Below are 15289 nucleotides of genomic sequence, written 5' to 3' on the forward strand. Positions count from 1 at the left end.
CTTTCTCTCAGACTTTCTCGATTCTCACGCCGGTGAAGCCGCCGTTTCGGGCCGTCGATCCACTCAAGAAGTCATAATCATCCGGCATGATCTCGTTGAAGTTCGCCCCACGCGGCTCGAATTTCGAGAGATTCTTCGTTCCGATCCGGCCATAACACCAGTGTCCCTGGCCGAAGCATTTGGCCACCGTTCCAGGTCGCACGCCCTCCCATAGGCGGGCCCGAACCACCAGGCTTCCGACTACCGAGGTCACCTTCACCCGATCCCCGTCCTTGATCCCCAACCGTTTGGCATCCGCAGGGTTGATCTGGAGGACGTCTTCATAATTGAGGTCGCCCGGGTCGCACTGCTTGAAGGCGTAATACCAGGGAGCGTTGGCGCTCCGGCCTTCCCGGTTGAGCCTGGACTTCATGTCGATGAGATCAAAGGGATACTGGCTCCGGTCGCCGTGCCTCCTGGGGGATTCATAGTGGGGCACGAAGGCCTTTTCACCCCTGGCCTCATAAAGGGTGGCCTCGAGCACGCCGTCGATCGTCGTCTTGTTCTTCTCGGCATGTTCGGCCAAGGCCTTCTTGAGGGTCTCGCTATAGAACTCGAACTTCTTCGTCACCGTCGGGAAATTCCCCCACTTTTTGCGGAATTCATACCGTGGGGAATTGACCACACCCTTCTTCCTGAAATCCTCCCATCCCTCGGGCCGATCGCCCTTATAATCCTTGTTCTGGGCCGGATCCCAAGCCCTCCGGCTCCGGATCTTGGTGGCGTAGAGGGCGAACTCCTCGGCGTTGGTGGGGTTCTTTCCCGTTTCCGGGTCCTTGTATTCATTGTAGAGCCAGTCGTAAACGTTTGGGAAACCCTTCGCCTTCAGCTTCTCCGCCAGCAGCCAGACGATTTCGGTCTCGGCCCCCTTCACGTCGAACATCCTTTTAATGACGGGCTGGTGGATGGAGATGTGGCCATACATATTCCCCTGGTTCCGGGAGATCGCCCACTCTTCCGAATGGTGAAGGGCAGCGGGAAGGACGATGTCCGCGAACTGGGTCATCTCGGAGACGATGGGCACGATATGGACGAAGAAGGGGATCTTCGCCATGGCCTGATCCCATCGTTTGGCATCCGTTGCTGAAAAATTGAAGTTGTTGAAGTAGCCGATCGCTACTTTGATGTCGTAGGGGTCGTTGGCGAGGATGGCGTTCGGGACGTTATTCGTGGACACGCCGCTTCCGGGCCTGCCGGAGGCGAGATTGGGGAATTTTAGATAGCCCCGCTGATCGATCTTCTTCTGCTTGACCCCGGCCTTCGCGATCTCGTCCTGGTATTTCTCGAAACCGGGGTAGCTGCTGCTCGGGGCGCTGACGCTCGTCACCACGCCCCCTTCGCTGTCGGTCGCTCCCACGAGCCCGTTGAGGGCGTGCATGGCCAGGGCGGCATAGGTCCCCCGGGGCATCATGGTGGGCCCGTACCAGACCGCGCAGTGAGGAGCGGCCTGGGCAAACCCCTTGGCCACCCGGACGATCTGTTCCTTCGCAATTCCCGTGACGCCGGCCGCCCATTCGGGAGTTCTATCTTTCAACTCGATATTCCACCATTTGACGAGGCCAAAGGTATGTTTCTCGGCAAAGCTCGCCTCGTCCACCGTCTGCCCGGCCTTGAAGAGGTTCTTCCCGTCCTTGAAATCGCCCACGAACTCTCTGTTCCACAATCCCTCGGTCAGGATCACATGGGCCATGGCCGTGGCCAGGGCACCATCCTCCCCGGGCTTGATGGGAAGCCATTCATGGGCCTTGGCCGCGGTAGTGTTCAGCCGCGGGTCGACCACAACGACGGTGCCCTCCTCCAAGAGGCGATTCAACTGGAGGGTGGTGATGGGGATGTTCCGATTGGAGGAGACCGGATCGCAGCCCCAAACGATAAGGTACTTCATCTTCTCGAGATCGTAGATACAGTAACCCCAGTACCCCTCGGTGAAGAAACGCCCCATCTTCTCCACCTCCGCACAGAGGGCGCTGTGGGAGATGTTGTTGGGCGAGCCGATCATCTTGGTGAGGTGGTCGTAGAGGATGGTGTTGTGGTCCGAATAGCGGCCCCGCATCAGGAGGTATTTGTGGGGTTCATTGTTCTTTCGAAGTTCAATGATCTTATCCGCGATGATGTCCATCGCCTCGTCCCAGGAGATGGGAACGAACTTCGGGTCGATCCCCCTCCCCTTTTGAGGGTTCGTCCGCTTCATAGGAACCTTGATCCGGTCTGGATCGTAAATCTGCTGAAGGATCAAGTGACCTTTGACACAACAGTATCCGTTATTGGCTTTGCTGAGGGGGTTGCCGCGCACCTTGACGGCCCGACCCTGCTGGACGAAGATGACGATCGGACACCATTGGGTGCACCCTTGACAGGTCGAGGCGACCCACTCTCCCGGTTCGGTCCCTCCGGTCCCAACCCTCTGATCCTTGCCATTTGCAAAGGCATTCAAGGTCAAACCATTGAAAGCAATGGTCGCCCCCGCCACCATCCCCACCTTCAGAAAATCACGTCTTCTGATCTCCATGTGGACCTCCTTTCCCCTAAATAAAAAGGGAAACATAGATCGATCTATGTTCCCCCCTTTGAAATTTAACTCTTCGCATACATTAACATAACTACATCAAAACAGTCAAGAAATGAGTAAAGGAAGGCCCTTCCCTTATCTTCCCCTCCCATGCCTACGATTGAGACTTCACGCCGTTAACCGAGATTTCGGCCGCCCCCCCATCTAGCTCTTTCATTCTTTTTAATCAGGCCTTAAGGTCCACCCAATTTTTTTGCGATCATCCCCGTCTCGTATTGGGCATGGGTAAATTCACCTGTTTCGATGGGAATGGCCACCTTCATCAGGAGAGTAAAGAAGAGAAACCCGAAGGCCCAGATTCCGAAAGAGATCATCAGCTCAAGCAGGTTGGGAACGTATTCGTGAATCTCGCCCAGTGGGTCAGGGATAAAGCCCGGGATGACGAACCCGGGGCCCTTCTCGATCCAGACCCCCACGATGATCAATAGACAGCCGAGGTTGAGGGTGATTAGACGTTTTCGGGTCGCTGGGATCAAAAAGAGGAAGAAGGCGGTGACGTTCATCGCCATGGCTGTCCAGATCCATGGCACGAGGGCGTTATGGTGATGGAGGCCCTCGAAGAGATACTTAAAGGAAGCCGTATGAACCGTATCCGAATAGTACTCTTTGAAGATCTCCGCACCGAGCAGAAAGAGGTTGAGAAACATGGCGTAGGCGATCAGTTCGGCGATCTTGAAGAGGGCCCGGTCTTCGAGATGGATGGCCGAGACCTTTCGGATGACCTGAAAGATGAGGATGATGATGGCCGGTCCCGAGCAGAAGGCGCTGGCGAGGAACCTCGGGGCCAGGATCGAGGCGTTCCAGAAGGGACGGGCGGCAAGTCCGTTATAGAGGAAGGCTGTGACCGTATGGATGGCCACCGCCCACGGAATGGAGAGGAGGATGAAGGGAAGGATGAACCTCCAGTTGGGTTCTTTCCGGTAGTAGAACTTGACCAGAAGATAGACGGGGATGAAAAGGTTGAGAAACAGGTAGCCGTTGAGGACGATCACATCCCAGGCCAGAAGGGAGGTGGGGAAGTTCATCGACCCGATCCCTGGAAGCATGTGCCAGAACCGGTCGAGCCTGCCGAGGTCGACCATCACAAAGAGGATCGCCATGACGATACAGGAGGCAGCGAAGAGCTCCCCGAGGACGACGATCTCCTTGATCGGCTTGAATTGATAGATGTAAGCGGGGATCACCAGAAGGACGGCCGCCGCGGCCATCCCCACGAGGTAGGTGAAGTTGGCGATGTAGAGTCCCCAGGAGACCTGGTCGGTCATGTTCGTTTCGATCAGCCCCATGTCATGCTGTTTCCAGTAAAAGGCAAACCCGACCAGGATGATGGCGAGAAGCGAGAAACACCAAGCGTAATAAACCTTGCTCCCCCTCGCCACCAAGAACAGGGTCTTCTTATAAAAATGCCAGGTCTCTTTGGCCAATTCTCGATACGATCTCATCTCCCCGCTATGATTCAAAGAAGTAATAGAACTTGGAGTCGGTGTTTAACTCTTCTCTCAATCGAAAGACCCTTTTCCGTTCGATGATGTATCGGATTTCGCTCTTCGGGTCGAGAAGGTTTCCGAACTTTCTCGATCCCGTAGGGCAGGCCTCTACACAGGCCGGGTAGCGTCCCTGTCTCACCCGCTGGATGCAGAAGGTGCACTTTTCGACCGCGCACTTCATCCGGGGTCGGTTACCCAGGTAATGGACCTCGGGGTTGACCTCGTCCTTCGGAAGGTTCGGCTCCGCCCAGTTGAAGACCCTTCCTTTGTAGGGACAGGCCGCGATACAGTAGCGGCATCCGATGCACCAGTTGTAGTCGACGACGACGATGCCATCGGGCTCCTGCCAGGTCGCATGGATGGGACAGACCTTCACACAGGGTGCGTTCTGACACTGCTGGCACTGGACGGGCAGGTAGACGAACCCCTTCTCCGGAACGAACTCCGGGGCATAGTAATGTTCAGAATCCTCGAGGTTGATGAGGTTCCCCCGTTTCAGTCTTAAGACCCTGATCCAGTGAAGCTGACGGGCATATCGGGAGTTGTTGTTCTCCTGGACACAGGCATAGACGCATCGTCTGCATCCGATGCAACGGGAAAGTTCGAGCCCATAACCCCAGAGCGTCTCCGGCAACGCCTCCTGGGTGCTGATCCGAAACCTCTTGCCATACCTTTCGAAATATCTCCGCTCCAGTTTGGCGAGGACCTCCCTCTTCTCCTCCTCCTTCATTTCGAGATAATGTTTCTGTAAGAAATCCTCGATCTCCTCTTGGGTACAGGAGGAGAGAAGGGGAACAAAACCCGCCGAAAGGGCGCCGAGGGACCATTTCTGGAGGAATTCTCTTCGGCTCAGAGCTTTATTTCGCATTCCGCCTATCCGTGGGCTTGAAGGGAGGGGGTTCGGGAACCATCTTCTTGAACTTGGGCACATGGGGGTCGTGACAGTGGGCGCAGAGCAGATAGGTCCTCTTCCCTGGCCCCATGAAATAGCCGGTTCTCTTTCCGTGGATCCCCGCCCGCCAATCCCGGTAGAGGTTTCCGTGACACTCGCCACAAAGCCTGTGGCTTTCGGTGAAGTCGATCAGTTCACCGTTGTAGAGCCGGAGCTTGTCCCGGTTCTTCGCATCGTGACAATCGAGACACCAGCGCATCGTCTCCGCATGCTCCATCCGGATTTGGGTGTGCTCGTCCTTCAAAACCCTCTTTTTTCGGTTGACCTCCATCGAGGCATGACAGTGACTGCAGGGGAAGATTCCTCCGGTGAAGGGCGGGGGCGGGACGGGAAATTCCTGGCCTGCTCCTGGGGCAAGGGAAGGGAGTAGGATCGCCCCGATGAACATGAAAAGGAGGGAGAAGATTAGGGTCTGACTCGGTTGAAAAGTAATTCGCCTTACCATCCTGTGGGTTCTTCTAAGGCGAAAAATTAAATGAAAATTTCTCCCCCCTGATAGGGTTCATAACATTCCACGAGATGAAATTCAAGCATCCTCTCTCGTTATTTCGTCATCGCCCAGGGAATATCGGAGGGGTGGCCCCTCCCCGGGTCATATCCTCGGCAGACCCGCCTCGTCGAAGATCCCTTCGAAGAGGGCTCCCGTCAGGTATCGTTCCCCGGAGTCGGGAAGGATGGCGACGATCGTCTTCCCATCGAACTGGCCGCTCCTTGCCAGTCTCAACGCCACCGCGATGGCAGCACCGCAACTGACCCCCGAGAGGATCCCCTCCTCTCTCGCCAACCTCCTGGCATGTTCGATTGCCTCTTCGCTCGAAACCCTTTCCACCCGGTCGACCATCGAAAGATCGAGCGTATCAGGGATAAAGCCCGCTCCGATGCCCTGGATCTTGTGGGGACCGGGTTTCAACTCCTGCCCGGCGAGTTTCTGTGTAATCACCGGGCTCTCTTCAGGCTCTACCGCCACGCTGAGGATCTTCTTCCCCTTCTCCAGCTTGATGTACCTGGAGACCCCTGAAATCGTCCCGCCCGTTCCGACCCCGGAAACGAGGACGTCGATCCGGCCCTCGGTCTGCTCCCAGATCTCGGGACCCGTGGTCTTGAAATGGATCTCGGGATTGGCGGGGTTTTTGAACTGCTGGGGCATATAATACCGGTCCGGATCGGAGGCCACGATCCGTTCGGCCTCCTCCACGGCTCCTCTCATGCCCTTGGCTCCCGGGGTGAGGATGATATTCGCCCCGAAGATGGCGAGGATCTTCCTCCGCTCCATCGACATGGTCTCGGGCATGGTCACGTGGAGTTTGTAGCCTCTCGCCGCGGCTACATAGGCCAGGGCGATGCCCGTATTGCCACTGGTGGGCTCGACGATCTCCATGCCGGGTTTGAGGATTCCCTGCCTTTCCGCGGTCCAAATCATGTTGGCTCCGATCCGGCATTTGACCGAATAGGCTGGGTTTCGGCCCTCGATCTTTCCGAGGATCGTGGCTTTAAGCCCCTGGGCCATCCGGTTGATCCTGACCATCGGCGTATTTCCGATCGATAGAGAGTTGTCCTCGAAGAATCTGGCCATAGCGTTCTCCTTTCTTTTTGGGATTCTCCCCTTTTAGGACCCCATCGATGGATAGGGTCACTTCACTTCGTAATAGATCCCTGCCGTCCCCTTCTTCTCACCGATTCTGAACAGGAGGAGCACCTGATACCGACCCTTCTCCTTAAGGTTAAAATAGGCGTCGTAACTTTTCATCTCGGCCGCGTACTTGAGGGTCTTGATCTGGTCCTTCCCTTTCGGGTCGATCACCTTCATCTGGATTGTGGCATCCGAGATCTCCTTGTCCGTCTTGGCCTCCCTTAGGGTGACCGAGATATTATGGGTCGTTCCGGCTTCGACCTCCTCCTTCCGCTTCATCTCTTTGAGCATCTTTCTGTGCTCCTCGTTCTCCATGATCCCGAAGATGACCTTCACGCCCTCGACCACCACCGTCCGGGTCTCCATCTTCGCCCCTGTCCCGTGGCCATGCCCATGCTGGGCCATCGATCCGCTCCAAGGAACGAGAAGGCCCGCCAAGAAAATTAGGATCGAAAAATTTCTCCCCAAGCTTCTCATCCGATTCCCTCCTTCTTTTTTATTAGATGTTCATCTCCGAAACCTTAAGCCTTCCCTTCTTTAACGCCCTCTCCTTGACCAGGGCGAAGATGACCGGCGTGATGATGAGGACGTGGATCGTCGAGGTCACCAACCCACCGATGATAGGAGCGGCGATCGGTTTCATCACATCCGCCCCGACCCCGGTGGACCACATGAGGGGCAACAGGCTGATGAGGGTCGTCCCCACCGTCATCAATTTGGGCCGAAGCCGTAAGACCGACCCCTCCACCGTGGCCTCATGGATATCCTGGGGGGTCACCGTCCCTTTCATCAAACGCTTGTTAAGCGCCTCGTGGAGGTAGATGATCATCACCACGCCCGTTTCGACCGCAATCCCGTAAAGGGCGATATACCCCACCCAGACCGCCACGCTGAAGTTGTATCCCAGAAGGTACTGGAGGAAGATCCCTCCGGTCAGGGCATAGAGGACGGCGATCATCAAAATGATCGATTCCGAGACAGAACGGAAGGTCAGGTAGAGCAAAATGAAGATGACGAAGAAGACGATGGGCATCAGGATCTTCAGCCGCTCCCTCGCCCTCACCTGAAACTCATACTGGCCGCTCCAGGTGAGAAAGTAGCCCGTGGGAAGTCCGAGCTTTTCCTGGATCGCCCGCTTGGCCTCTTCCACATACCCTCCGATATCCCTTCCGGCCACATCGATATAAACGTAACCGGCGAGCATCCCGTCTTCGTCCCGGATCATGGCAGGCCCGGTGGTATGACGGATCTCTGCGAGCTGTCCCAAGGGGACGTGGTAAACCGCAGGGGAGGGACCGGCCATCGAACCTTTTCCAGCTGGACCTCCCTTCGGAACCGGGACGAGGATCCTTTTGACCTTTTCAAGGTCGTCGCGAAGTTCCCTTGGATAACGGAGGTTGACAGGATACCTCTCCCTTCCTTCGACCGTCCGCGTGAGATTCATCCCCCCCAGGGCGGATTGGATCACCTCCTGGACCTCGCCGACCGTAAGACCGTATCGGGCGATGGCCTCCCGGTCGATCTTGATGTCGGTGAAGTATCCGCCCGATACCCTTTCGGCATAGACGCTCCGCGTGCCAGGGACCTCTTTCAGGATCTTTTCGATATGGATCCCCACCTCCTCGATCTTCTTCAAATCGGGACCCGAGATCTTGATCCCGACCGGTGTGCGGATCCCTGTCGTCAGCATATCGATCCTCGCCCGGATGGGCATGGTCCAGGCGTTCTGGACCCCTGGAAATTGCATCTGACGATCCATCTCCTCGACCAGCTCCTCGAAGGTGATGGTCCGATGGCTCCCCAAGACCTTCTCCGCCAAAGGTCTCATCCATTCCGGAAGGAAGGTGTAATCCTTCTTCACCTTTCGCCATTCCGACCTCGGCTTGAGGTGGATGGTCGTCTCCATCATGCTCAATGGCGCGGGATCCGTCGACGTCTCCGCCCTTCCGGCCTTTCCGAAGACGGTGTCGACTTCAGGGAAGCCCTTGAGGATCTTATCCTGGATCGCAAGGAGCCTTCCCGCCTCCGTCACCGAGATCCCGGGGCTGGTGATCGGCATATAGAAGATCGTCCCTTCGTAAAGGGGAGGCATAAATTCGCTCCCGATTCTCAGGAGAAGGACGAAGCTGACCGGAAGGAGGAGGAAGTTGATCAGGAGGGCTGTCTTCTTGTACCTCAGGACGAGGTGGATGACGGGTTCGTAGAACCACCGAAAGAACCTGGAGACCGGGTTTTCGGCCTCGGGTTTGAGCCTTCTCCCCCTTAAAAAGAGGGTCATCAAGACGGGCACGAGGGTGATCGCCGAGATCGAAGAAGCGACCATGGCAAAGGTCTTCGTGAAGGCGAGGGGACGAAAGAGCCTCCCCTCTTGGGCCTCGAGCAGGAAGACCGGGATGAAGGAGATGATGATGATCATGAGAGAGAAGAAGATCCCCCGACCCACCTGCTGGCATGCCCGGATCAGGGTGAGGGAGCTATTCTTTCGATCCTCCTCCGTGCCTTCGGAGAGGTGGCGGTAGCCGTTTTCGACCATGACGATCGAGGCGTCGACCAGCACCCCGATGGAGAGGGCGATCCCCCCGAGGGACATGATGTTCGAACTGATCTTCAGGAGGTACATCGGGACGAAGGAGGCGATGACCGAAAGGGGGAGGGCGAAGATGGGCACAAGGGCGGAACGGAAATGGAGAAGAAAGACGATGATGACCAGGCTGACGACGGCGATCTCCGTGAGGAGGGTCTTCTGGAGATTCTCGATGGAGAGGCGGATCAGCTCGGAGCGGTCATAGGTGGGGACGATCCTCACCCCTTCGGGAAGGCCAGGGCTAAGCTCTTGGATCTTCTCCTTGACCCGATCGATCACCTTAAGGGCGTTCTCCCCAGAACGCATCACCACGATGCCTCCCACCACCTCTCCCTTTCCGTTTAGTTCGACGATGCCCCTGCGGATCTCAGGGCCGAGGCCGACGCGAGCGATATCCCTGAGAAGGACCGGCGTTCCCCTGCTTCCCCCGACCACGATCTTCTCGATGTCCTCGACCGACTGGATGTATCCCCGGCCCCTCACCATATACTCCCTTCCGCCCAATTCGAGAAGCCGTCCCTCCACATCCGAATTGGACATCCTCACCCGATCCATCACCTCACGGAGGGAGATGCCGTAGGCGGCCATCCGGATCGGATCGACCTGGATCTGATACTGTTTAACGAACCCTCCCACGCTGGCCACCTCGGCAACGCCTTCCACGCTGGCCAGGGCGTAGCGAAGGTACCAGTCCTGGAGGGTCCGGAGAGAGGCGAGGTCATGTTTTCCGCTCTCGTCTACAAGGGCGTAGGTAAAGACCCATCCCACTCCGCTCGCATCGGGTCCGAGGGAGGGGTTGGCGCCTTCCGGGAGTCTTCCCGTGATCTGCTGAAGGTATTCGAGGACCCTCGATCTTGCCCAATAGATATCCGTTCCGTCCTCGAAGATGGCATAGACATACGAGAAGCCGAAATCGGAGAACCCCCTTACCGTCCTCACCTTAGGGGCTGAGACCAAGGCAGAGACGATGGGATAGGTCACCTGATCCTCGACGAGGTCAGGGCTCCTCCCTTCCCAGGGCGTATAGACGATGACCTGGACGTCGGAGATATCCGGCACGGCGTCGAGAGGGATGTGCTTGAGGGCATAGACCCCTCCAAGGGTGACCAATAACACCACCGTAAAGACCAGAAACCGATTCTTTGCGCAGGCCTCTATCATCTTTTCGATCATATCGCCCTCCATCTCCCTCCCCTCCTCCAAAAAGAGAGGGAGAATGCGGACACGGTCGTAAATCCCATTTAATGCGCATGGCCCATTGCGCCGACCGCCTCTTTGAGCCTCGATTCGGAGTCGATGAGGAAGTTGGCGCTTGTCACGACGCGCTCTCCCACCTTCAATCCCCTGAGGACCTCGTAATAATGATCGACCTTCGCCCCGACTTTGACCTCCCTCGGCTCGAAATAGCCATCGCCCTTATCGACGATGACCATCTGCCTCATTCCGGTATCGATCACCGCGCCCTCCGGAACCACCAGCTTCCTGCCGAGGGGCACCTTGATTTCCACATGGGCAAACATCTCGGGCTTTAATCTTCCCTGGGGATTGGGAAATTCAAATCTCACCTTCGCCGTCCGCGTCTCCGGGTTTAAAGAGGGGTAGATATAGGTCACATGGCCGGTGAGGGTCTCCCCCGGAAGATAGGAGAGCTGGATCGTGGCCAGCTGCCCGGGTCGGATGAAAGGGAGGTCATATTCGTAGAGGTCGGCATAGAGCCAAACGGTAGAGAGGTCCGCCAGCTTGAAGAGGGACATGCCGGGCATCACGTTCATCCCCTTATAAGCCATCTTCTCCAAAACGAAGCCGCCATAAGGGGCATAAAGGGTGATCGTCTTCTTCGGTTGGCCGCTCTCTTCCAAGGCCTTGATCTGATCGTCACTCACATCCCAGAGTTTGAGCCTCCGTTTGGCCGAATCGGCAAGGGAATTTCCACTGGCCGCCACCTCCGGAAAGGAGCTCTTCATCAGATCCCCCTTCGCACGCAGGGCGATGAGATATTCCTCCTGAGCAGAGACCAGTTCGGGACTATAAAGGGTCAAGAGCGGTTCCCCCTGCCTGACGAACCTGCCGGTGAAATCGACATAAAGCTCCTCGATCCAGCCGCCGGTCTTGGACGAAATGGTCACCACTTTTCTCTCATCAAAATCCACCCTCCCGACCGTGCGGATCACCTTTTCAAGGGGCCTCATCTCCACGGTCCCCATTTTGATCCCTATCAACTGCTGACGCTCGGCCGTGATCTGGACGGTCCCGGGCGTCAACTCTTGCATCTTCCCCTCTTTCTGGATCGATTCCATGGTGAGTCCCTTGATGTCGAGATCCTCCACTCTCTTCTCATCCGGTTTGACCCCGGAAAGGTGCTCCTGATGGCTGACCGTCTCTTTCCCGCAACCCGTCAAAATTCCCATGAGAAAGAGCAGACAGATCGAAACGATCCTTTTCATTGGCGACTCCTTAAGGATTGAAACGCCTTCCAACCACCGCTTCGAGGTTGGAAATCGTTTTATGATATTCGGCTATGGCCTGATGATATTCCAACTCATACCGGTAGAGGGTCATCCTGCTATCGAGGAGGGTCATAAAATCGGCCTTCCCCACCCTGTAGGCGCTCAGGGCCGAAGCCACCTGGTGGCTCGCCTGAGGGAGGATACCGGTCTTGTAGAGTTCGATCTGCCTCTTGATCCTCTCCACCATCGAGGCCAGCTCCGCCACCAGGTATAGAATCTCATTCTTCATCGCCCGATACTGGGCCTCAAGACCCTGGAGATCGGCCTTTGCCTCGGCAACCTTCCGTTCCTGTTTGGACTTATAGAAAATAGGAAGATTCATTTCCACCATTCCCGTCAACATATCCCTCCGCTTTACCTCAGGCCCGTTGTCCCTTTGACCATAGGCAACCCTTAACGTGAGATCGGGAAAATACTCCCGCCGGGCCACTTCAAGGGCCTTTCCCTTGGATTCGATCATCTTCTTCATCCCCTTCAAGACCGGGTTCTCCTCCAAGGCCATTTTTTGAAGTTCCTCCAGAGGGAGGGTCAATTTCATAAAGGGGACCTCTTCTGGCCTCCCCATCGGATTTTCCATGGGACGATTCAAAAGGGCTCCCAGCCTTGCCTCGAGGGCTCGTCTCTTCTGGCCCAACAGGATCAGCTCATCGACCATCTTGGAAACTTCGATATGGGCTTTCAGGACGTCCTGCTGTATTCCTGTGCCGAGGCCGTATTGGGTTTCTGCGATCTTTGCGAAACTCTCCAAGACCTCTTTATTTTTCTTGGCGATCTCGATCGATTGGTAGACGAAGGTGAGCTCGAAAAAGGTGGTTTTTACCTCTTTGACGACCCGGTTTGTCTTCTCCTGGATCTCGTTGAAGACCGCCTCGGCCTCTCGCTCGGCCATCTCGGCCATCAGCCGCCTCTTTCCATAAAAAGGAAACGTCTGAGAGAGGGAGATCTCCTTCATCGTCATATCTTCATCTTTAAAACTGAAGTTCGTGGGTAGATTGGTTACCCCAAAAGAGAGCATCGGGTCAGGTAGGCTGCGAGCCTGGGGAATTCTCTCCTTATACACTTCCCATCTCTTCTTCGAGGCTATGATCTCTGGGTGGTTATGGAGAACCTCCTCGATCAACAAGTCCAATTTTAGCCCCCCGTTTTCTCCAAGGCCAGGAGGGGAGGATATAAAAAACTGTAGAAGGATTGAAGATATTAAAAATTTCTTTATGGATTTGATAGCCATGAGCCACTCCTTTTGCCGGAAGGTTCAAATCTTTAAAGGGGCCGCAAACATTTCGAATCTTATCTCTCTTAAAACCAAATCATCGGATGATATGTATTGATTACGACCCCATTCGTCTTATTATCAAACAGAAAAGCTCTTGGCCAAGAGGCTAAACCTTAGGGGGGTGAAGGCTTAGACTTGGGACCTAATCTTTTCGTTAGGTCTAAGGCCAAGAGCTTTTCTTTTAATTTCTATAAGTTACATCAAACCGGTATTTAGAAAATGGCTTTGTTAAATTCCCCGGTTTAATAAACACATGTTCTTGATTATTATTATAGGCAAATCTTATGCCATTCCTTCACCTCCCCGCTCTACTTTCAACCCATTTTGGAGGGTGAAAGAAAAAATAGGGCAGTTTATCCAATAACTTAAATACATTGGGTAGTTCAGCATATCCCAACAAAATAAGGTTCGAAGGGAGGGGGGTTATTCTTTCGGAAACCATGGGACAATGAAAGGCAAATCCACATCCCTTCTCCCATTTTTCCGCGTTTTCGGTCTCCGAGCACCTACTCAGGATTTCCGTTGGGAAGTATGAGAGAAGAAGACCGATGAGGATGAGGAGGTTAAGAATCTTTTTCATGCCGCCCCCTCCCCATTCAAGGAGGTGTTGAGATTCCACCCTTTGATCCCGGTCTTCACCTGACGAAGAACCTCTTCGTGTCTCGGGCAAAATTCATATGCTCCGTCCAACTGGGCATGGATCATCTCCTCTTGCCAATGACTATTAAAGAGGCGACAATCCGGATCGTCACAAAAAGGGTCCCCCTCAAGATTGTACATGAAGGCTTGAAGGACATATCCTTTAAGCACTTCTGTCATCCTCGGATCTCCGTGGTCTATAAATTTCCCTTTATATTCCTCTTTGAGCCATTCGATCGGGATTCCCTTTTGTTTCTTCACATAATACTCTCTCGGCCTTGCCGGCCCTGACACGATCCCCGGGATAGAGATCAGATGGGGAAACCCGTAAAGACTTATCCGAATATGGAAATGCCAATCGTCGGGGTCCCATGTAGCGATCAGTTGGTTCGTAAAGAGGATCGTACACTCCTCCTCGCTCAACCGGCCTTCGAAGACGAGATCGTGAATTAGTTGTTGATAAAGGGCCCCCTCATAAGGGATCCCGTAGAGCTGCCAACCTGGGTCTCTCATCCGATCCATCTCGTATTGGACTTCGACCTCAAAGACCGTTTTGGGCAAAGGCCTTTTGGGATTTTTGATTCTTATCCCGGCAAACTTCCTTGCCAAGATCTCGATCCGGTCCGGTGAAAGGGATTGATAAACATTGCCTCCCCCCAAAACCGGGATGCCCGTCTTTTCTTGGAGATACCCTTTTAAAGATTCTAAGTTTATCCCGCTGAGGTCGCCCTCGATATAAAATTGAATGTGGGAGGGCAGGGGATGAGCATCTCCTTCCTTGGGAATCCCTCTCATTGGCCCAGCTTTTTCAGGATGACCTCCGCCCCTTTTCGGCCTGAAAGCAACATGGCGCCGAAGGTCGGCCCCATTCTTGGAAGGCCGAAGGTGGTCGCCACTGCCATTCCCGTCACCACCAATCCTGGATAGGCCTCTCCCGTATGTTGTACCACGAGATCTTCGGAGGCCTCGACCCACATCGCACCGTATCCGGAGGTCTTGATCAGGCCCCTCTCCTCCAGTTTTTTGACGACGCAGGCATCGTGGCCTGTCGAATCGACGACTACTTTCGCCTCGAGCGCGATAGGGTCAACACAGGTTATTTCCCGGGGAAGCGCTTCAACCGGAGTCCAGTTGACCACCGCCCCCCGGACCCGGTTGCCTTCTTTGAGGACGACGTCATCGAATATGGTCATGTTGGCAAACTTCACCCCTGCATCACACGCCGAGGCGATCAGCTTGGAACAGGCATGGGGACCATCGGCGACATAGAGTCCCTCGGTCACTTTCTCGTAAGGGATTCCCAATTCCCCGAGGATCTTCTGACCCGGCTCCCGGACCGTCAGCTTGTTCATCAGATATCCCCCGATCCAGAACCCTCCGCCGATATAGTTGTTCCTCTCGACGATCAAGACCCTCAGGCCCTTCAAAGCCAGATCCCGTCCGGCCATCAATCCGCTGGGCCCCCCACCGATGATGAGACAATCGCTCTCCACATACTCGATGAACTGTTTGGCGAACCCCTCCACGATGGCTCGGGTCACTTCTTTTTCGCTCACGGGTGCAAAGATCTTTCCTTTCTCCTCGGACATGACCTATACCTCCTCGAGAG

The 15289-nt window shown here is 55.2% G+C and carries 12 protein-coding genes; all 12 read right to left on the reverse strand.

The annotated features are described in order from the left end of the window. Positions 1 to 7 precede the first annotated feature (7 nt). The 12 genes from N3G78_11095 to N3G78_11150 all read right to left on the reverse strand — a co-directional run bounded on the left by N3G78_11095 (position 8) and on the right by N3G78_11150 (position 15269). Positions 8 to 2548, reverse strand: a complete 2541-nt coding sequence (locus N3G78_11095; GenBank protein ID MCX8118465.1) for a molybdopterin-dependent oxidoreductase — start codon at positions 2546 to 2548, stop codon at positions 8 to 10. A gap of 233 nt (positions 2549 to 2781) precedes the next feature. After that, positions 2782 to 4050, reverse strand: a complete 1269-nt coding sequence (nrfD, locus tag N3G78_11100) for a polysulfide reductase NrfD (protein ID MCX8118466.1) — start codon at positions 4048 to 4050, stop codon at positions 2782 to 2784. A 7-nt stretch (positions 4051 to 4057) separates the two neighbouring features. Further along, the gene (locus tag N3G78_11105; GenBank protein MCX8118467.1) at positions 4058 to 4963 is read right to left on the reverse strand and encodes a 4Fe-4S dicluster domain-containing protein; all 906 of its coding nucleotides are present in this window, start codon (positions 4961 to 4963) and stop codon (positions 4058 to 4060) included. After that, the gene (locus N3G78_11110) at positions 4953 to 5492 is read right to left on the reverse strand and encodes a hypothetical protein (protein ID MCX8118468.1); all 540 of its coding nucleotides are present in this window, start codon (positions 5490 to 5492) and stop codon (positions 4953 to 4955) included. Before N3G78_11110 ends, N3G78_11105 begins: the two co-directional genes overlap by 11 nt. Positions 5493 to 5639: 147 nt before the next feature. Continuing rightward, positions 5640 to 6620, reverse strand: a complete 981-nt coding sequence (gene cysK / locus N3G78_11115) for a cysteine synthase A (GenBank protein MCX8118469.1) — start codon at positions 6618 to 6620, stop codon at positions 5640 to 5642. A 57-nt stretch (positions 6621 to 6677) separates the two neighbouring features. Beyond that, positions 6678 to 7154: a hypothetical protein gene (locus N3G78_11120; GenBank protein MCX8118470.1), complete on the reverse strand. Its 477-nt coding sequence runs from the start codon at positions 7152 to 7154 to the stop codon at positions 6678 to 6680. Positions 7155 to 7176: 22 nt separating this feature from the next. After that, positions 7177 to 10434 carry a CusA/CzcA family heavy metal efflux RND transporter gene (locus N3G78_11125; protein ID MCX8118471.1) on the reverse strand — a complete coding sequence of 1086 codons (3258 nt, stop codon included), beginning with the start codon at positions 10432 to 10434 and terminating at the stop codon, positions 7177 to 7179. A 68-nt stretch (positions 10435 to 10502) separates the two neighbouring features. Then, entirely contained in the window at positions 10503 to 11705 is a 1203-nt protein-coding gene (locus tag N3G78_11130; protein MCX8118472.1) for an efflux RND transporter periplasmic adaptor subunit, read from the reverse strand. Between the two features lie 10 nt (positions 11706 to 11715). Continuing rightward, positions 11716 to 12996, reverse strand: a complete 1281-nt coding sequence (locus N3G78_11135) for a TolC family protein (GenBank protein MCX8118473.1) — start codon at positions 12994 to 12996, stop codon at positions 11716 to 11718. Positions 12997 to 13336: 340 nt separating this feature from the next. After that, positions 13337 to 13621 (reverse strand): hypothetical protein, encoded by a 285-nt coding sequence (locus tag N3G78_11140; GenBank protein MCX8118474.1) that lies wholly within the window; start codon positions 13619 to 13621, stop codon positions 13337 to 13339. Continuing rightward, positions 13618 to 14475 carry a hypothetical protein gene (locus N3G78_11145; protein MCX8118475.1) on the reverse strand — a complete coding sequence of 286 codons (858 nt, stop codon included), beginning with the start codon at positions 14473 to 14475 and terminating at the stop codon, positions 13618 to 13620. Before N3G78_11145 ends, N3G78_11140 begins: the two co-directional genes overlap by 4 nt. Continuing rightward, a complete protein-coding gene (locus tag N3G78_11150) occupies positions 14472 to 15269 on the reverse strand; it encodes a sulfide-dependent adenosine diphosphate thiazole synthase (GenBank protein ID MCX8118476.1) in 798 nt (265 codons plus the stop codon). Before N3G78_11150 ends, N3G78_11145 begins: the two co-directional genes overlap by 4 nt. Positions 15270 to 15289: the final 20 nt, after the last annotated feature.

The sequence above is a fragment of the Thermodesulfobacteriota bacterium genome (assembly GCA_026415035.1).
Taxonomy (GTDB): domain Bacteria; phylum Desulfobacterota; class BSN033; order BSN033; family UBA1163; genus RBG-16-49-23.